Genomic DNA, 18,981 nt, shown 5'->3' with positions numbered 1-18,981 from the left:
AGCAAGCCCATGAGCATCACACTGCAACAACTGGCCCAGGCACTGGGAGCCGAGCTGCACGGAGACCCGGCGCAGCCCATTCACAAGGTCAACACCCTCGACAAGGCCGGTCCCGGCGACGTCGCCTTTCTGACCGACGACAAGTATCGCCACCTTCTTAAAGATACGCAGGCGTCTGCCGTTATTGTCAGGGAGTCGGATCGCGCGGCCTGTCCGCTGGCCTGCCTGGTGATGAGCGACCCCTACCTCGGCTTTGCCCTGGCGGCTCAGGCCCTGGATACCACGCCGGTCCCGGCGCAGGACATTCATCCCAGCGCCGTGGTGGCGGACGATGCCACCTTGGGTGAAGGTGTGGCCATTGGCGCCAATGCGGTGATCGAGTCCGGTGTGGTGCTTGAAAGCGACGTGATCGTCGGCCCGGGTTGTTTTGTGGGCAAAAACACGCGCCTGGGTGCGCGCACCAAACTCTGGGCCAATGTCACCATTTATCACGGCGTGACCTTGGGCAGCGACTGCCTGGTGCAGTCGGGCACGGTGATCGGTGCTGACGGTTTCGGCTATGCCAACAACAAGGGCGAGTGGGTCAAGATCCCCCAGCTCGGTGGCGTGGTCATCGGCAACCGGGTTGAAATCGGCGCCTGTACTACCATAGACAGAGGTGCGCTGGAGGATACCCGCATCGCCGACAACGTCATTATCGACAACCAGTGCCAGATCGCCCACAACGTGGAGATCGGCTACGGCACTGCCATGGCCGGGGGGACCGTCATGGCCGGTAGTCTCAAGGTCGGTAAATATTGTATTATTGGCGGCGCTGCCGTGTTCAACGGCCACATGGAAATCTGTGACGGCGTCACCATTACCGGCATGAGCATGGTGATGCGGCCCATTACCGAGCCCGGCATTTATTCCTCCGGTATTCCGCTGCAACCGAACAAGGAATGGCGTAAAACGGCGGCGCGTGTCATGCGCATCGACGATATGCACAAGCGGCTGAGCCAGCTTGAAAAAAAACTGAACAACAACGACTAAGCACATTTTTGGTAGGGTTAAATTTTGAGTAACGAACTGAATCAGTTGGACATCCAGGAAATCCTGGAACTGTTGCCGCACCGCTATCCTTTCCTGATGGTCGACAAGGTGGCTCACTACGAGATAAGCCCCGAGCGCAAAACCCTGCGCGGCATCAAGAACGTATCGTTCAACGAGCCCATGTTCACCGGTCACTTTCCCAACAAGCCGGTGTTCCCTGGTGTGCTGATCCTGGAAGCCATGGCTCAGGCCACCGGCATTCTGGCATTCAAGATGGTGGGCAAGCCCAAGCCCAACGAGCTGTATTACTTCGCGTCCATCGATAACGCCCGCTTCAAGCGCCCCGTGGTGCCGGGAGACCAGCTGGTACTGGACGTGGTTTATCTGAAAGAGCGCCGTGGCATCGCCAAATTTACCGGTGTTGCCAGCGTCGACGGCGAAGTGGTATGTACCGCCGAACTGATGTGCGCCAAACGCGAGGGTTAAGTGTGAGTGAACAAGGTGCTGTGATCCATGAAACCGCCATCGTCCATCCCGACGCCAAAATCGGCAAGGGCGTGGAGATTGGCCCCTGGACCCTGATCGGTCCTGACGTTGAAATCGGTGACGACTGTCAAATCGCCTCCCATGTGGTGATCAAGGGCCCGACCCGCATCGGCAAGCGTAATCGCATTTTTCAGTTTGCCTCCATTGGTGAAGACTGCCAGGACAAGAAATACGCCGGCGAACGCACCGTGCTGGAAATCGGCGACGACAACATCATTCGTGAATCCTGCACCTTTCACCGGGGGACCTCCCAGGATGAAAGCCTCACCACAGTGGGCAGCCGCAACCTGTTTATGGTGAACGTGCACGTGGCCCACGACTGCCGCATTGGCAGCGACTGCATTTTTGCCAACAACGCCACTCTGGCCGGGCATGTGCACATTGGTGACCATGTCATTTTTGGTGGTCACGCCGCCATTCACCAGTTTGGCCGGGTGGGCAGCCACGCCTTTATCGCCGGCTGTGCCGCGCTCAATAAAGACGTGCCGCCTTATGTCATGGCCGCCGGCCACTACGCCAAGCCCTTTGGCATCAACTCCGAAGGCCTGCGCCGCCGGGGTTTCAGCAAGGAAGCCATTTCCGCCATCAAGCAGGCCTACCGGGAGCTGTTCCGCAGCGGCAAAACCGTGGAAGAGGTGATGCCTGTCCTTGAAAGCCTGGGTGAAAAACAGCCGGAAGTCGCCGTTATGGTCGATTTCCTCAAGGCCAACGAGCGCGGGATTATCCGTGCCTGACGTCCCGCTTCGCATTGGTATTGTCGCCGGTGAAGTCTCCGGCGACACCCTCGGCGCCGGGCTGATCCGTGAGCTGCGCCGTCGTCACCCCGACGCCATTTTTGAAGGCATCGCCGGCCCGCAAATGCAGGCCGAGGGTTGCCGTGCGCTGTTTGAAATGGACGAGCTGGCGGTAATGGGCATAGTGGAAGTGCTGGGCCGGCTGCCGCGCATTCTGAATATTCGCAAGCGCATCATTCAGCACTTCACCGATAATCCGCCCGATGTGTTTATCGGTATCGATGCGCCCGACTTCAACATCGGCGTGGAGCACAGGCTCAAACAGGCGGGCATTGCCACCGTGCATTATGTCAGCCCCTCGGTATGGGCCTGGCGGCAGAACCGCATTCACAAGATCAAGGCCGCCACCGACATGGTGCTGGCCTTCCTGCCCTTTGAAAAAGCCTTTTACGATCGCTTTGACGCGCCCTGCCGCTTTATTGGCCACACCCTGGCCGACCAAATGCCGCTGGTGCCCGACACACAGGGTGCCCGCGAACGCCTGGGCCTGGATCCCGACGGCCGCTATCTGGCCCTGCTGCCGGGCAGCCGCCATGCCGAAGTGACTCTGCTCACGCCCGTATATCTTGAAGCCTGCAAGCAGCTCAAGGTGCGCCACCCGGAGCTGCAGTTTGTGGTGCCTCTGGTCAACGAAAAGCGCCGGCAGGAATTTCTCGATATCAAAAAGCGGGTCGCGCCCGGGCTTGAGGTTACCCTGATCGAAGGCCGTGGCCGCGAGGTGATGACCGCCGCCGATGTTATTTTGCTGGCGTCGGGCACCGCTACCCTGGAGGCCATGCTGGCCAAAAAGCCCATGGTGGTGGGCTACAAGCTCAAGGACTTCAGCTACTGGCTGGCCCAGCGCCTGGTGAAAACCGAGCATGTGTCGCTGCCCAACCTGCTGGCGGATCAGACCCTGGTGGCCGAGCTGATTCAGCACGAATGCACGCCCAGCCATATCGTCGACGAAATTGGCAAGCTGCTCGATAACGACACCAGCGAGCTGGTGCAAAGCTTTGCCCATCTGCACAAACGTATTCGCTGTAATGCCGACGAACAGGCCGCCCTGGCGGTGCTGGAGCTGGCACGAAAATCATGACCGACATTATTTACCCCAGCGGTGTGCTGGTGGCCGGGGTCGACGAAGTGGGGCGGGGGCCCCTGGTCGGCGATGTGGTCACCGCCGCCGTTATTCTTGATCCTAATCACCCCATTCCGGGTCTCGCCGACTCCAAGACCATCAGCGAGAAAAAGCGCGAAAAGCTGGCGCCGCTCATTCGCGAGCATGCGCTGGCCTGGGCCATTGGCCGCTGCAGCGCTGCCGAAATCGATCAGCTGAATATTCTGCAGGCCACCATGCTCGCCATGACCCGGGCGGTGGCGGGGCTGGCGGTGCAGCCCGGCTTTGTGTTTATCGACGGCAACCGCTGCCCGGCCTTGCCCATGCCCGCCGAAGCGGTGGTAAAGGGCGACAGCCGAGTGGCGGAGATCAGCGCCGCCTCCATTCTGGCCAAGGTGGAGCGGGACAACGAGATGCTGGCGCTCGATGCCCTGCATCCGCAATACGGCTTTGCCCGTCACAAGGGTTACCCCACCAAGGAGCACCTGGCGGCACTGGCCGAGCACGGCGCCCTGCCCGAGCACCGCAAAAGCTTTAAACCCGTGGCCCGGGCGCTGGAGGGCGCATGACCCCGAGTTTTATTCATCTGCGTATTCACTCCGACTTTTCCATGGTGGACGGGCTGGCCAAAATTGGTCCCATCACCGGACGAGTGCAGGAGCAGGGCTATCCGGCCCTGGCCCTGACCGACGAGATGAACCTGTGCGGCCTGGTGCGCTTTTACGGCGATGCCCATAAAAAAGGGCTCAAACCCCTGGTGGGCGCCGACTTCTGGGTACAAAGCGAGGAAATGGGCGAGCAGTTGTTCCGGCTTACGCTGCTGGCCATGGACAACACCGGCTACCAGAATATTACCCTGCTGATCTCCAAAGCCTACCTGCGGGGACATATTCAGCACAGACCGGTGATCGACAAAGACTGGCTGGCCGAGCACAGCGAAGGACTGATCCTGCTCTCCGGCGGCCGGGAAGGTGATGTGGGCACTTACCTGCTGAAGGGTAATCAGGCCCTGACCGAGCGCTGTCTGGCGTTTTACCGGCAGCATTTCCCTGATCGCTATTATCTGGAGCTGCTGCGCACCGGCCGGCCCGACGAAGAAACCTATCTGCACATGGCGGTGGAGCTGGCGGCGGCACACCGGCTGCCGGTGGTGGCCACCAACGAAGTGGTATTCCTTAATAAAGACGACTTCGATGCCCACGAAATTCGAGTGGCCATTCACGACGGCTACACCCTGGACGACAAGCGCCGGCCCAAACGCTACAGCCCCGAGCAATACCTGAAAAGCCCGGAAGAAATGGCCGAGCTGTTTGCCGACATTCCCGAAGCGCTGGAAAACAGCGTGGAGATCGCCAAGCGTTGCAACGTGACGGTGCGCCTGGGCGAATACTTTTTGCCGGACTTTCCCACCGGTGACATGAGCATTGAAGACTTTCTGGTCAAGCGCTCGGAAGAAGGGCTGGAAGAGCGGCTGGAATTTCTGTTCCCGGATCCGCAGGTGCGCGCCGACAAGCGCGGGGAATATGACGACCGCCTGAGAATAGAGCTTCAGGTGATCAACCAGATGGGCTTTCCGGGTTACTTCCTGATCGTGATGGAGTTTATTCAGTGGTCCAAGGACAACGGCATTCCCGTGGGCCCGGGCCGGGGCTCCGGTGCCGGCTCCTTGGTGGCCTATGCGCTGAAAATTACCGATCTTGACCCGCTCGAATTTGATCTGCTGTTTGAACGCTTTCTGAACCCCGAGCGGGTGTCCATGCCCGACTTTGACGTCGACTTCTGCATGGACAGACGCGACGAGGTGATCGATCACGTGGCCGAGCTTTACGGTCGCGATGCGGTATCCCAGATCATTACGTTCGGCACCATGGCCGCCAAGGCGGTGGTGCGCGACGTGGGCCGGGTGCTGGGCCATCCCTACGGCTTTGTTGATCGCATATCCAAGCTGATCCCGCCCGATCCCGGCATGACCCTGGCCAAGGCCTTTGAGGTCGAGCCCAAGCTGCCCGAACTGTACGATCAGGACGAAGAAGTGCGGGCGCTGATCGATATGGCCCGCATTCTAGAAGGGGTGACCCGTAACGCCGGCAAGCACGCCGGTGGCGTGGTGATCGCCCCCACCAAAATCACCGACTTTGCGCCCCTGTACTGCGATGCCGAAGGGCATCACCCGGTGACCCAGTTCGACAAGAACGACGTGGAGTCCGCCGGCCTGGTGAAGTTTGACTTTCTCGGCCTGCGTACGCTCACCATCATCGACTGGGCGCTGGGCATGATCAATCCCAGGCTTGAGAAAGAAGGCAAGCCGCCCGTCGACATTGCCGCTATTCCCATTCACGACAAGCCTTCGTTCCAGCTGCTCAAGCGCTATGAAACCACGGCGGTGTTCCAGCTCGAATCCCGGGGCATGAAGGATCTGATCAAGCGGCTGCAGCCGGACTGCTTTGAAGACATGATCGCTCTGGTGGCGCTGTTTCGCCCGGGCCCGCTGCAGTCGGGCATGGTGGACAACTTCATCGACCGCAAGCACGGCCGCGAGGCGGTGTCCTACCCCGACGAACAGTGGCAGCACGACTCCCTCAAGCCCATTCTTGAGCCGACCTACGGCATTATTCTGTATCAGGAACAGGTAATGCAGATAGCTCAGGTGCTGGCGGGCTATTCCCTCGGTGGCGCCGACCTGCTGCGCCGGGCCATGGGTAAAAAGAAACCCGAGGAAATGGCCAAGCAGCGGGCCGGCTTTGAGGCGGGGGCCGTGGCCAACGGCATCGACGGCGAACTGGCGATGAAAATCTTTGACCTGGTGGAGAAATTCGCCGGTTACGGTTTCAACAAGTCGCACTCCGCCGCCTATGCGCTGGTCTCCTACCAGACCCTGTGGCTGAAAACCCACTATCCGGCCGAGTTTATGGCGGCGGTTATGACTGCCGACATGGACAACACCGACAAGGTGGTGACCCTGGTGGACGAATGCCAGCGCATGGGGCTGACCCTGATCCCGCCCGATGTGAACACCGGGCGCTATCGTTTTACCGTGAACGAAGACGGCCATATCGTCTACGGCATTGGGGCCATCAAGGGGGTGGGTGAGGCGCCCATTGAGTCGATACTGGAAGCAAGAGAGCAGGGCGGCCCGTTCCGGGATCTGTTCGACTTCTGCAACCGGGTGGATCTGAAAAAGCTCAACAAGCGGGTGATGGAAAAGCTGATCCTGTCCGGCGCCATGGACCGGCTGGGCCCGCACCGGGCATCGCTGATGGCGACCCTGGAAGAAGCCATGAAGGCCGCCGATCAGCACGCCAAGGCCGAGGCCCTGGGGCAGGGCGACATGTTCGGCGTACTGGTGGAAGAAGATAACGTTGAGCACGCTTTTGCCGACGTGACACCCTGGCCCGACAAGATCTGGCTGGACGGTGAGCGTGATACCCTGGGGCTCTACCTCACCGGTCACCCCATCAACCAGTACGCCAGAGAGTTGCGGCAGTACACCAGCGGCCGGCTTAACGAAGTACAGCCCGGCGGCCGCGACCGCATCAGTACGGTGGCGGGGCTGGTGATTGCATCCAGAGTGATGACCACCAAGCGGGGCAACCGCATGGGCATCCTCACCCTGGACGATAAATCCGGCCGGCTCGACGTGACCCTGTTCTCCGATGCACTGGAACGCTATGAGTCTTTGCTGGAAAAAGATAAAATTCTGGTCATCAGTGGACAGGTCAGCTTTGACGACTTCTCCGGTGGCCTTAAAATGTCGGCCAGGGAAGTACTGGATATCAGCGATGCCCGGGAGCGGTTTGCCCGCGGGCTCGCATTGTACATAGACAAAAGCCGCATCGATCAGGGCTTTTTTACTCAATTGCTGGACATACTCACGCCGGTAAGGGCGGGCGTATGTCCTGTGCGTGTGACCTATAACCGACCCGGCGCAAGAGCCGAGCTCACTCTGGGCACCGAGTGGCGGGTAACCCCCACCGACCAGATGCTGGAATCGCTCAGGGGCTTGCTGGGACCGGACAAGGTCGAACTGATTTTTGACTAGAGGGCAGCCATGAGCCACCATTTTCTGGATTTTGAACAACCCATCGCCGAGCTTCAGGCCCAGATTGAAGAACTTCGTCACGTGGGCGAAGGCGAAGGCCTCGATATTGACCTGGACGAAGAGATCGGCCGCCTGGAAACCAAGCGTGACGAGCTGACCAAAAAGGTCTTTGGCAACCTGGGTCCCTGGCAGATCTCCCAGCTGGCCCGCCATCCGCGCCGCCCCTACACCCAGGACTACCTGGAGCTGATGTTTGGCGAGTTCGACGAGCTGGCCGGCGACCGTGCCTATGCCGACGACAAGGCCATTGTGGGCGGTGTGGCCCGCTTTGAAGGCCGTCCTGTGATGGTGATTGGCCATCAGAAGGGCCGCGAGACCAAGGAAAAGATCAAGCGCAACTTTGGCATGCCCCGTCCGGAAGGCTACCGCAAGGCCCTGCGCCTGATGGAAATGGCCGAGCGTTTCAAAATGCCCATTCTCACCTTTATCGATACCCCCGGAGCCTATCCGGGCGTGGGGGCGGAAGAGCGTGGCCAGAGTGAAGCCATTGCCCGCAACCTCAAGGTGATGTCCGGCCTCAAGACCCCCATTATCTGCACCGTGGTGGGCGAGGGTGGCTCCGGCGGCGCCCTGGCCATTGGCGTGGGTGACCGCGTGAACATGCTGCAGTATTCCACCTATTCGGTGATCTCTCCGGAAGGCTGTGCCTCCATTCTGTGGAAGAGCGCCGACAAGGCCTCCGTGGCTGCCGAGGCCATGGGCATTACCGCCGGTCGCATTCACGAGCTGGGGCTGATCGACAATGTGGTGGAAGAGCCCATGGGTGGCGCCCACAGCAACCCGCTGCTCACCGCCGAGCGCCTGAAGGAACGGCTGATTGCCGATCTGGCCGATCTGGAGCAGCTCGACACCGACACCCTGCTTGAGCAGCGCTACCAGCGCCTGATGAAATACGGCTACTGCTAAGACTGCTGACAAACCTTCGTTTTCTCTGTCGTCACTCCCGCGAAGGCGGGAGTCCAGTGCAATATGTCATGGACCCCCGCCTGCGCGGGGGTGACGAGTCTTCAGAGCGGTTTTGTCATCAAACTAAAGCGCTCTTTCGGGCGCTTTTTCTTTTCCTTGATCATCCCCGTTTTATCTTGGTTCACGCCCGCTGTTTAAAAACTGTTATATTTCGGCTCGAAATGGAACTATTTGCCAGGGATATGTCTTATATGCGTCTTTGCCGCTTGCTGTTGCCCGCCTGCCTTTGTTGCCTGTTGCTGGCCTGGCCGGTGGCGGCCGCCGACTCGCCACTGAAGGATTACTACCAGGACAGCTGGAATACTCGTAACGGCCTGCCGCACAACAGCATCAACAGCATGGCGCAGACCCCCGAAGGTTACCTCTGGTTTGCCACCTGGGAAGGGGTGTCCCGCTACAACGGGCGCGGCTTTCACACCTTTGTGCGCGGAGAGCAAACCGGCCTGCCCGACTCCGGTATTCGCGGCCTGACCCTGGACGGTGACGGCCTGCTGGTGGCCGGTGCCCGGGGTGGCTTCAGCCGTTATCAGCATCCAGGGTGGCAGCCCCGGGCAAGCCTGCCCGCCATGGTCAATCATGTGCTGCGTGACCGGCAGGGCCGGTTATGGTTTGCCACCGAAGGCGACGGCATCTATATGCGTGATGCCGAGGGCCAACAGCATCATTTCTCTTCACCCCAGGGGCTGCCCGGGCTTGCCGTGTATCGGTTATTGCAGACCACGGACGGACGGATCTGGGCGGGTACGTCTCAGGGGCTGGCGGTGATCGGGGCCGGCCAGAAGATCACCGTGAGCGAGCAGATCCCCGCCGTCCCCGTACTGGCGCTGCTGCAAACGCGGAAGGGCCAGTTGCTGGTGGGCTCGGGGCGGGGGCTGTATGGCAGCGACGAGCACGGCGGTTTTGCTCAGCTTCATCCGCAACTGGCTGGTGAGGCCATCAGCAGCCTGCTGCAGGACAGCGCCGGCGACCTGTGGATTGGCACCACCGACCGGGGGCTGGTGCGGCTGGGAAGTTACGGGCTGGAGCGGATGGGCATGGCGCAGGGGCTGCCCGACAACCGGGTATTGTCGTTGCTGCAGGACACCGAAGACAATATCTGGGTGGGCACCAATGGCGGCCTGTTGCGCCTGCGTGATGCGCCCTTTACCAGCTTTACCCAGGAGCAGGGGCTCTCGGGCAACTATGTGCGCACTGTGCTGGCCGATGACAAGGGGCGTATCTGGGTGGGTACCAGCAATGGCCTGAGTCTTATCAATGCCAGCGGTGTACGGCCGCTGCCGGTCAAGCTGCCCGACGGCAAGGCGCCATCCATTCTGAGCCTGGCCCGGCAGGGCAATACCCTCTGGCTGGGTACCTATACCCATGGCCTTGTCGGCCTGAAGCCCGGCCGGGAACCGGTGATTATTGACCGGAAACAGGGCCTCAGCGCCGATGAAGTGCGCGCCATACTGCCGGCCCGGGATGGCAGCCTGTGGGTAGGCACGGCCTCCGGCTTGAGCCGGCTGCATCAGGGCCGCGTGACCACCTATGGCAAGCAAGATGGCCTGCCGGGGGAATTTGTCATGGCCCTGCATCAGGCCAATAATGGTGATATCTGGGTAGGTACCGGAGTGGGGGCGGCCATTATTCGACAAGGAAACCCGGCGCACATTCGGGCCCTTGATCTGCACAGTCAGGAAAATGCCGAATATGCCTTTGGCTTTTATCAGCAGCCGGGCAGCGATGCGGTATGGATTGCCACCGATCGCGGCCTGCTGCGTTACCGCTACCGGGATGACAGTCTGTCCATGGTCGGCCGGCCGCAGGGCTTGCCCATCGAAAAAATGTTTCAGCCGGTGGCCGATCAGCAAGGCGGGCTCTGGCTGACCACCAACCGGGGCATTCTGAGACTGGATTTGCAGCAGGCACACCGGGCAGCAGACGGCGAGCTCGACACCATTCCCTTTGAACTGTTTGGCGAAGGGGATGGCATAGCCAGCAGTCAGGCCAATGGCGGCTCGGGGCCGGCGGCCACTTTGGCCCCCGACGGCAGTGTGTGGATTGCCACCGCCGTGGGGGTAGCGCGAGTGCAGCCAAACCGGCTGGCCAGTCTGGTGCCAAATAACCTGCCGGTGGTGCTGGAAGACATTCGTGTCAACGGCATGGCCGTCATGCCAACGCAGCCCCTGACCCTGCCCGCCGGCAGCGATCGCATACAAATTGAGTTTGCCGGTCTGGGCTATGTGATGCCCGAGCGCATTCGTTACCGTACCCGGCTGGAAGGGTTTGACAAGGAATGGGTGGCGCGCGGCGGGCAGAACCTGGCGGAATACACCAACCTGGCCCCGGGACATTACCGGCTTAAGGTGGCGGCCTCTTACCCCTACAGCTCCTGGAGTCACCGGGAAGCCAGCCTGAGCTTCAGTATTGCGCCGTTTTTCTGGCAGCGTCCTGTATTCTGGGGCCTGGTTGGTGTTGTCGGTCTCTGGCTTATCTGGGCGCTGTTTCAGCTGCGTCTGCGCATGCTGAAACGCAATGCCAGCACCCTTCGGCGACTGGTGGATGAAAAAACGCAGGCCCTGCAACAGCAAACCCAGGCCTTTGAGCGCCAGGCGCGGGAAGACCAGTTAACCGGCTTGGCCAACCGGCGGGCCTTTGATGACTGGCTGGCGACAGCCTATGGCCAGGTTGATCCCGGCGGCAACGGCCTTTGTCTGGCGGTGGTGGACATCGATCACTTCAAGCGCGTGAACGATCAGTGGTCCCACAATGTGGGAGACGAGGCCATCACGGCGGTGGCGCGGGTGCTGAGAGTGCAGGTGCGCGCTCAGGACAAGGTCGCCCGCTGGGGCGGTGAGGAGTTCACCCTGCTGTTTCCCGATACCAGCCTGAAGGACGCCACCCGTATTTGTGAGCGTATTCGCCAGGCGGTGGCCGAACTGGACTGCAGCCCGATTGCCGAAGGCCTGAGCCTGACCATTTCACTGGGGCTGGCCGATGCAGGCGGTGCCGGCAGTACAGACCGGCTGCTGGCGCAGGCGGATCAGGCGCTGTACCGGGCCAAAAACAATGGCCGCAACCGTGTGGAGGTGTGGTCATGACCCCGTATGAGCATCTGCGCCTTTGTCTGAACACACATGCGCCCGAAGGCCCCTTGTATGTGGCCTACAGCGGCGGTCTCGACTCCACCGTGCTGCTGGCGCTGACGGCACGACTGGCCACCGAACAGCAGCGTGAACTGGTTGCCCTGCATGTGCACCATGGCCTGCAGGCGGTGGCCGAAGCCTGGCCGGCGCACTGCCGGCAAGTGGCCGAACGCCTGGGCGTGCCTTTCCGGGTGCTGAGGGTCAAAGTGGACACCGGACCGCGAGTGAGCACGGAGGCTGCCGCCCGAAATGCCCGTTATGCGGCCCTGGCTGCCGAGCTGCCCGCGGGAGCAGCCCTGCTCACCGGTCATCACCTGGACGATCAGGCCGAGACCCTGCTGCTGGCGCTGAAACGCGGCGCCGGCATCAAAGGGCTGGCCGCGATGCCTGCCAGCAAGCCGCTGGGACGAGGCGTGCAGTTGCGGCCCTTGTTGCAGCTATCCCGCAACGAGCTTGAAAGCTTTGCCACCGAGCAAGGCTTAAGCTGGGTGGAAGACCCTTCCAATGCCGACAACCGCTTTGACCGCAACTTTCTGCGTAATGACATTCTGCCCCGCCTGCTGGCCCAGTGGCCGGCCTTTGCCCGCACCGCCAGCCGCAGTGCCGAATTGTGCGCCGAGCAGCTGGAGCTGGCTCAGGCACTGGCAGAGCAGGATTTAAGGGAGCTTGAAACCCCCGCCAACGGCCTCAGCATTGCCGGCCTTGAGCAACTCGGCCCGGCCCGGCGTAACAATGCCCTGCGCCACTGGCTGAGTAAGCGAGGCCTGCACTTGAGCCGCAGTCAGCTGGAGGTGGCCTGGACCGAGCTGGCGCTGGCCCGGGCGGATGCCGATCCTGTGCTTGATATTGGCGGGAAAACCCTGCGGCGTTATCAGCAACATCTTTACGTGCCTGAATTAAAGGAACAGCCGGTTGCGCTTGCGCTTATTGAGCCCGAGCAATGGGAGGATCTGGGCGTGGGCCGGTTACGTATGCGTCGTGATCGGGGTGAAGCGGTTATTCGCGGTGATCTGCCACTGAACGAACTGCATATTGCCTTTGGTGTAACCGGTCTGCGAGCACAGCCGGTCGGCCGCAGCGGCTCACGGCCACTGAAAAAACTCTGGCAGGAATACGGCGTGCCTCCCTGGCAGCGGCCGCGGGTGCCGCTACTGATGCACAAAGACAAGCTGGTTGCCGCCGTGGGTTTGTTTGTGTGCGCCGACTACGCCGCTGAACCCGGCCAGACCGGCTGGCAGCTGGAGTGGGCACCTGGCACGCAGGTTGCCCGGGGCGCTTAAAGAAGTTGGCGTTTCGCACGTTTTTGGAGCGCAGGCTGCTAGCCTGCAATAGCGCCCGTGAGGGCGCTCAAACAAGGTTATCGCTTCACGCCAAGTTGCGGGCAAGCTGCCCGCGCTCCAAGTACTTGCAATCGTCTTTAAAACCTCCACGATCCCGCTGGGCGCTGGGCGCTGGGCGCTGGGCGCTGGGCGTTAGCCCGTCTTTCGCAACTCCACATCCAGCCCCAAAAACAAACACACTTCCTCCAGCCGTGCTTTCGTATCCGTATAACCCAGATCGATCAGCTCCCTTGTATATTCCTGCTCAAACAGCAAAAAGCTCGCCAGACCGGTAGCATCGCCGGCTTCCACCCCAAACAGCCGCAGCAGGGTACGAATATTCCAGGGCAGGCGATTAAAGTGGCGCAGCGTCAGCTCGTCCAGGTTTTTGCTGGGCTTGAGCACCAGATTGTCGATATGGCGCAGCGACAGCTGCTCGCGCCGACGTTCGGGAACCAGCCGAATGGTGCTGTTAATACGCTGCAGCCGCTCAATGTCCGAGGTAAGGGCATCGGTAAAAATGGTGTCCAGCAGGTGGCCGGCAATATCGGAGCTGCTGGGATTGCTGGATAACTGACCCGCCTCTTGCTCGTCATGAGCCAGGCTGATGATGAGTATGCGGCTGGCGCCGAGATGAATGGCTGGGCTCAGGGGGTTGAGCTGGTGAATGGAGCCGTCACCATAAAAATGGTTCTGCAGCCGGCAGGGTTTGAACACAAAGGGCAGGGCGCTGCTGGCCATCAGGTGGGGCGTGGCAATAATGGACGAACGCCCCGAGCGGCCGGCCCGGGCCCAGGGCTGGTGATAGGGGCGGCCCTGAAAAAAAGTGGTGGAATCGCCGGTGTTGTAGTTGGAAGCGGTGACCGCCAGTACTTCCAGCGCGCCGTAGAGCAGGTTGTTATCAATGCGCTGAAAATCGATCAGGGTTTCCAGCAGCCGCTCCAGCGGGCTGTTGTCGAACAGCGGCATGGCCATTTGAGTAGGCTTGCCCAGCATGCCCTTGACCAGGCTTTTCACCGAGTGAGAGGCAATGTTGCCGAGCTGCAGTTGCAATACCTTGTGGGTACGAAGGTGCCGCCACACATATTCCAGCTTGCGAACCCCCAAGTGAAAACAGGAGGCATAACAGGCGAGTGCCGTGGCATTAATGGCACCGGCCGAGGTACCGCACAAAATGGGAAAGGGAATGGCATGCCCTCGCGGATAGCACTCGGCAATGGCCTTGAGCACCCCCACCTGATACGCCGCCCGTGCACCACCGCCGGTCATCACCAAGGCACAGGCATTGCTGGCTTCTCGTTCCATGATGATCCTCCCTTTTGCACTCAGTATAAGTAATTGTTTAAGGAGGAAGAAAGGGGAAACAGTCAGGCATAAAAAAGGCCGGCAATGCCGGCCTTTTTTGCATAGTGTGTGCAGTGTTATTTTAGCCGAGCTGAGCCTGCACCTTGGTCACGATGTCGCTGATGGCCACTTCCTGCTTGTCGCCGCCGCGGCGGTGCTTGTATTCCACCACGCCGTTGTCGAGGCCGCGCTCGCCAATCACAATGCTGTGAGGTACGCCCAGCAGCTCCATGTCGGCGAACATCACGCCAGGGCGCTCCTTGCGGTCATCAAACAGCACCTCAATGCCGGCGGCGGTGAGCTCGGCGTAAAGCTGCTCGGCCACTTCCTGCACCCGGTGAGACTTGTGCATGTTCATGGGAATAATGGTCACCTGGAACGGCGCCAGCGCATCGGGCCAGATAATGCCGCGGTCATCGTGGTTCTGCTCGATGGCAGCGGCCACAATGCGTGACACGCCAATGCCGTAGCAGCCCATTTCCAGCACGGTGGCCTTGCCGCCTTCGTTCAGCACGGTGGCGTTCATCTTCTCGGAGTAGTTGTTGCCCAGCTGGAAGATGTGGCCCACTTCAATGCCGCGCTTGATCTGCAGCACGCCCTTGCCACAGGGGCTGGGATCGCCTTCGCGTACGTTGCGCAGATCGGCCACTTCGGGAAGCGGCAGATCACGACCCCAATTAATGCCGAAATAGTGCTTGTCGTCGATGTTGGCACCGGCACCAAAGTCGCTCATTACCGCTACGGCACGGTCCACTATGACCGGCACCGGCATGTTCAGCGGGCCCAGGGAGCCGGGGCCGGCACCCACGGCAGCACGGACTTCTTCTTCGGTGGCAAAGGTCAGCGGGCTGGCCACCTGGGGCAGCTTCTCGGCCTTTACTTCGTTCAGTTCGTGATCGCCGCGCACCAGCAGCGCCACCAGCGGGGCGTCGATGTCGTCGGCGGCCTTCACCAGCAGGGTTTTCACGGTCTGCTCAATGTGCAGACCGAATTTTTCCACCAGATCCGCAATAGTTTTGGTGTTGGGGGTATCGGTCAGCACCATGTCTTGCGTGGGAGCATCGGCAGCCGCTTTGGGGGCCAGCGCCTCGGCCATTTCGATGTTGGCGGCGTAATCGGACTCGGTAGAGAAGGCGATATCGTCTTCACCGCTTTGGGCCAGCACGTGGAACTCGTGAGAGGCACTGCCGCCAATGGCGCCGGTATCGGCCAGTACGGCACGGAAGTCCAGACCCATGCGCTCAAACACCCGGCTGTAGGCGTCATACATGGCGTCGTAGGTCTGCTGCAGGCTTTCCTGAGTGGTGTGGAAGGAGTAGGCGTCCTTCATCACAAACTCGCGGGAGCGCATCACGCCAAAGCGCGGGCGCACTTCGTCACGGAACTTGGTCTGGATTTGGTACAGGTTCAGGGGAAGCTGTTTGTAAGAGGCCACCTCGTTGCGCACCATGCTGGTGATCACTTCCTCATGGGTGGGGCCCAGCACAAAGGGGCGATCGTGGCGGTCTTTAATGCGCAGCAGCTCGGGGCCGAACTTGTCCCAGCGGCCGGTTTCCTGCCACAGATCGGCGGGCTGTACCACCGGCATCAGCATTTCAATGGCGCCGGCCCGGTTCATTTCTTCCCGCACAATGGCGGCGACCTTGTTCAATACCCGCAGGCCGCTGGGCAGCCAGGTGTACAGGCCCGAGGCCAGCTTGCGGATCATGCCCGCGCGCAGCATCAGCTGGTGGCTGATGACCTCGGCGTCGCTCGGGGTTTCTTTAAGGGTAGAAAGCAGGTATTGGCTGGTACGCATGAACAGAACCTTGTAGCTTGAAATCCGTGAAAGCCCGAATTGTAGCAGGGGGGGGAGGTTGGCAGAAGTGTCTTGTTGTTGGTGAGGGGGGAGGTGTGAGTTTATCTCGCGCTGTGTATTCAGGAAGCAGCAACACTCTGCAATTTCATTCGATCTTCCGCCTTGCCCGGTGCAGAATAAGGTAACTCACTCTGATATTAAGGATTTGTCATGCGTGTTCTCGGTATGGCCCTGATGGCCCTGGCGCTTTCCGGCTGCGCCCAAATGGGGTTAGACAGCAATGTGTCTCCCGCTGGCATCAAGGATTATTACAAGGGCAACAATGTAAAGCTTTACGGTCGCGACGAGCTGAAGGATGTGAACTACGTCAGCCTGGGGACGGTGGAAGGCGAGGCCTGCCAGGTGGAAGCAAACGAGCCGCCGCCAAAAGATGCCAACGCCCGCTCCGACATTCGCCGCCGTGCTGCCGACATGGGCGCCAACGGCATTCTGCTGGATCGCTGTATACGCTTTGCCGACATGCCCGGCTGCCTTGAACAGGTATTGTGCAGCGGACAGGCGTTGAAGGTAAGCGAGTAAGGCGCTGGACGTTACATTGCAGGCCCCGGTTTATTGGGGAATGGTACTCACAGATACTGATATGTCCGGATAAATCCGGGCCTACAACTGGATTTATATGGCAACCATCAACGTTGATCCCATTGGTATTATTCGCTCGCCCTATAAAGAGAAGTTTGCAGTGCCGCGGCAGCCGGGGCTGGTAAGCCGGGCCCGGGCACAGCTTGAAATGCTGCCGCCTTATAATGATCCCAGTGCCCTCAGAGGCCTTGGTGAGTTCAGTCATTTGTGGGTAGTGTTTGTGTTTCACCAGACCATGGAGCAGGGCTGGAAGCCAACCGTGCGGCCGCCCCGCCTGGGTGGCAATGAGCGGGTGGGTGTGTTTTCTACCCGTTCCACTTTTCGGCCCAATCCTATAGGCCTGTCGGTAGTAGAATTGCGCGACATGTGCAAAAGCGGCAACAAGGTGTGGCTGGAGCTGGGGGGCGTGGATCTGGTGGACGGCACCCCAATTCTGGACATTAAGCCTTACCTGCCTTGGGCCGACTCGGTACCAAATGCCCATGGCGGCTTTGCCCCGGCGCCACCGGATTTGGGCATGGAAGTGATATTCTCGCCGGAGGCCGAGCAGGCCTGCTTCCGTTCAACGATTCCCGATCTGAAAGAATTCATCACTGAGGTGCTGGTGCAGGATCCGCGCCCGGCTTACCAGAAAACCGAGCAGAACTGGCGCCAATACGGTGTGCGACTTTATGACTATAACGTGCGGTACGAAGTGCTCGGGCAGTTGACGCGAGTACTCGGGGTTGAGCGGGAAACGTGAGCCGTTTACGAGCAGCAAAAATGCAGGTGGTGTAGAAGTGTCACTGCTCTGGAACAACCCTCATTGTGCTATGGTGATTTTGTTAGAACATGTTTAAAGCATACCGCCGTTAGAGCAGGCCGATGGGCAAGGGATATGCCACTACCGCCCCGGCGGTAGCCTGCTCAAACGCCGGCATGGGGCATTCTTTCCCAGCCTCAGGACGAGCTTTTGCGGAGAAGAATCATGAAAATTGCCATTGCCGGTACCGGCTATGTGGGCCTTTCCAACGCGCTGCTGCTTGCCCAGCACAACCAGGTGGTTGCCCTCGATATCATCCCCGAAAAAGTGGCCCTGCTTCATGATCGGCTGACCCCCATTGAGGATGCCGATATCAGCGACTTTCTGCAAAACCGGCAAATCGACTTTCTCGCCACCCTCGACAAAACCGACGCCTATCAAAACGCCGATTTTGTGATCATTGCCACTCCCACCGACTACGATCCGCAAACCAACCACTTCAACACCCAAAGCGTGGAAGCGGTGGTAAACGATGTAATGGCCATTAACCCCAAGGCGGTGATGATCATCAAATCTACCGTGCCCGTGGGTTACACCCAAAAGCTCAAACTGCAAACCGGCAGTAACAACATTATCTTCTCGCCGGAATTCCTGCGTGAAGGCAAGGCCCTGCACGACAACCTGTACCCTTCCCGCATCATCGTTGGTGAGCAAAGCGAGCGGGCAAAAGTGTTTGCCAACCTGCTGCTGCAGGGTGCAATCAAAAAAGATGTGCCTGTGCTCTACACCAACAGCACAGAGGCCGAAGCAGTAAAGCTGTTCTCCAACACCTACCTCGCCATGCGGGTAGCTTACTTCAACGAGCTGGACAGCTACGCCGAAAGCCACGGCCTGAACAGCCGCCAGATAATTGAAGGGGTAGGGCTTGATCCGCGCATTGGCCACCACTACAACAACCCCAGCTTCGGCTACGGCGGCTACTGCCTGCCCAAAGACACCAAACAGCTATTGGCCAACTACCAGGAAGAGCCCAACAACATTATTCAGGCCATAGTAGACGCCAATACCACCCGCAAGGACTTTATTGCCAACCAGGTAATAGAAAAACTCAACCGCACAGTTGAACAAAGCCGTCATTCCGGGCTCGCCCCTGAATCTCCTGCGGCCAGCGCCAAACCAACAGTAGGCATCTACCGCCTGATAATGAAAGCAGGCTCCGACAACTTCCGTGCCTCCGCCATTCAGGGCGTAATGAAGCGCATAAAAGCCAAGGGCATAGAAGTGATTGTGTATGAGCCGGTGCTTACCGAGCCTGATTTTTTTCACTCGCAGGTGGTAAATAACCTGGAAGAGTTCAAGAAAAGAGCCGATGTTATCGTTGCCAACCGGCCTTCCGGTGCACTGAATGATGTAGCAGACAAGGTGTATACACGCGATTTGTTTGGTAGTGATTGAAGAAGTACATAGTTCCAAGATGC

General features: G+C 59.8%; 14 protein-coding genes. 12 read left to right on the top strand and 2 right to left on the bottom strand.

Annotated elements, in window-relative coordinates; genetic code table 11:
* Positions 1-9: 9 nt before the first annotated feature.
* The 9 genes from lpxD (at position 10) to tilS (ending at position 12,941) form a co-directional block, all read left to right on the top strand.
* A complete protein-coding gene (gene lpxD, locus Q9290_RS04980; RefSeq protein WP_306078528.1) occupies positions 10-1,032 on the top strand; it encodes a UDP-3-O-(3-hydroxymyristoyl)glucosamine N-acyltransferase in 1,023 nt (340 codons plus the stop codon).
* A 24-nt stretch (positions 1,033-1,056) separates the two neighbouring features.
* Positions 1,057-1,518, top strand: a complete 462-nt coding sequence (gene fabZ, locus Q9290_RS04975) for a 3-hydroxyacyl-ACP dehydratase FabZ (RefSeq protein ID WP_014293049.1) — start codon at positions 1,057-1,059, stop codon at positions 1,516-1,518.
* A 2-nt stretch (positions 1,519-1,520) separates the two neighbouring features.
* Complete coding sequence (gene lpxA, locus Q9290_RS04970; protein ID WP_306078527.1) at positions 1,521-2,312, top strand: acyl-ACP--UDP-N-acetylglucosamine O-acyltransferase; 792 nt, start codon at positions 1,521-1,523, stop codon at positions 2,310-2,312.
* On the top strand, positions 2,305-3,450 hold the full coding sequence (lpxB, locus tag Q9290_RS04965; protein ID WP_306078526.1) for a lipid-A-disaccharide synthase: 1,146 nt from the start codon (positions 2,305-2,307) through the stop codon (positions 3,448-3,450). The genes lpxA and lpxB overlap by 8 nt, the downstream gene beginning before the upstream one ends.
* Positions 3,447-4,040, top strand: a complete 594-nt coding sequence (gene rnhB, locus Q9290_RS04960; protein WP_306078525.1) for a ribonuclease HII — start codon at positions 3,447-3,449, stop codon at positions 4,038-4,040. Before lpxB ends, rnhB begins: the two co-directional genes overlap by 4 nt.
* Positions 4,037-7,510, top strand: a complete 3,474-nt coding sequence (dnaE, locus tag Q9290_RS04955; protein ID WP_306078524.1) for a DNA polymerase III subunit alpha — start codon at positions 4,037-4,039, stop codon at positions 7,508-7,510. The genes rnhB and dnaE overlap by 4 nt, the downstream gene beginning before the upstream one ends.
* Before the next feature lie 9 nt (positions 7,511-7,519).
* Positions 7,520-8,476, top strand: a complete 957-nt coding sequence (accA, locus tag Q9290_RS04950; RefSeq protein ID WP_306078523.1) for an acetyl-CoA carboxylase carboxyl transferase subunit alpha — start codon at positions 7,520-7,522, stop codon at positions 8,474-8,476.
* Between the two features lie 251 nt (positions 8,477-8,727).
* Positions 8,728-11,616: a ligand-binding sensor domain-containing diguanylate cyclase gene (locus Q9290_RS04945; protein ID WP_306078522.1), complete on the top strand. Its 2,889-nt coding sequence runs from the start codon at positions 8,728-8,730 to the stop codon at positions 11,614-11,616.
* Entirely contained in the window at positions 11,613-12,941 is a 1,329-nt protein-coding gene (gene tilS, locus Q9290_RS04940; RefSeq protein WP_306078521.1) for a tRNA lysidine(34) synthetase TilS, read from the top strand. Before Q9290_RS04945 ends, tilS begins: the two co-directional genes overlap by 4 nt.
* A gap of 192 nt (positions 12,942-13,133) precedes the next feature.
* Here the strand turns inward: tilS and Q9290_RS04935 are convergent, their stop codons facing one another.
* Positions 13,134-14,285 carry a patatin-like phospholipase family protein gene (locus tag Q9290_RS04935; RefSeq protein WP_306078520.1) on the bottom strand — a complete coding sequence of 384 codons (1,152 nt, stop codon included), beginning with the start codon at positions 14,283-14,285 and terminating at the stop codon, positions 13,134-13,136.
* 121 nt (positions 14,286-14,406) lie between these two features.
* The gene (locus Q9290_RS04930; RefSeq protein ID WP_306078519.1) at positions 14,407-16,122 is read right to left on the bottom strand and encodes a proline--tRNA ligase; all 1,716 of its coding nucleotides are present in this window, start codon (positions 16,120-16,122) and stop codon (positions 14,407-14,409) included.
* A 210-nt stretch (positions 16,123-16,332) separates the two neighbouring features.
* On the opposite strand from Q9290_RS04930, the gene rcsF reads away from it, so the two are divergent.
* From rcsF to Q9290_RS04915, 3 genes are all read left to right on the top strand, one after another.
* Positions 16,333-16,701, top strand: a complete 369-nt coding sequence (gene rcsF / locus Q9290_RS04925; protein WP_306078518.1) for an Rcs stress response system protein RcsF — start codon at positions 16,333-16,335, stop codon at positions 16,699-16,701.
* Between the two features lie 97 nt (positions 16,702-16,798).
* The gene (gene tsaA / locus Q9290_RS04920) at positions 16,799-17,503 is read left to right on the top strand and encodes a tRNA (N6-threonylcarbamoyladenosine(37)-N6)-methyltransferase TrmO (protein WP_306078517.1); all 705 of its coding nucleotides are present in this window, start codon (positions 16,799-16,801) and stop codon (positions 17,501-17,503) included.
* 225 nt (positions 17,504-17,728) lie between these two features.
* Entirely contained in the window at positions 17,729-18,958 is a 1,230-nt protein-coding gene (locus Q9290_RS04915; RefSeq protein WP_306078516.1) for a nucleotide sugar dehydrogenase, read from the top strand.
* Positions 18,959-18,981: the final 23 nt, after the last annotated feature.

This window comes from Oceanimonas aquatica (assembly GCF_030732065.1).
In the GTDB taxonomy this organism is placed as follows: Bacteria; Pseudomonadota; Gammaproteobacteria; order Enterobacterales; family Aeromonadaceae; genus Oceanimonas.
Note: the sequence above shows the minus strand (reverse complement) of the source record. Positions and strands in the feature narration are given on the sequence as shown.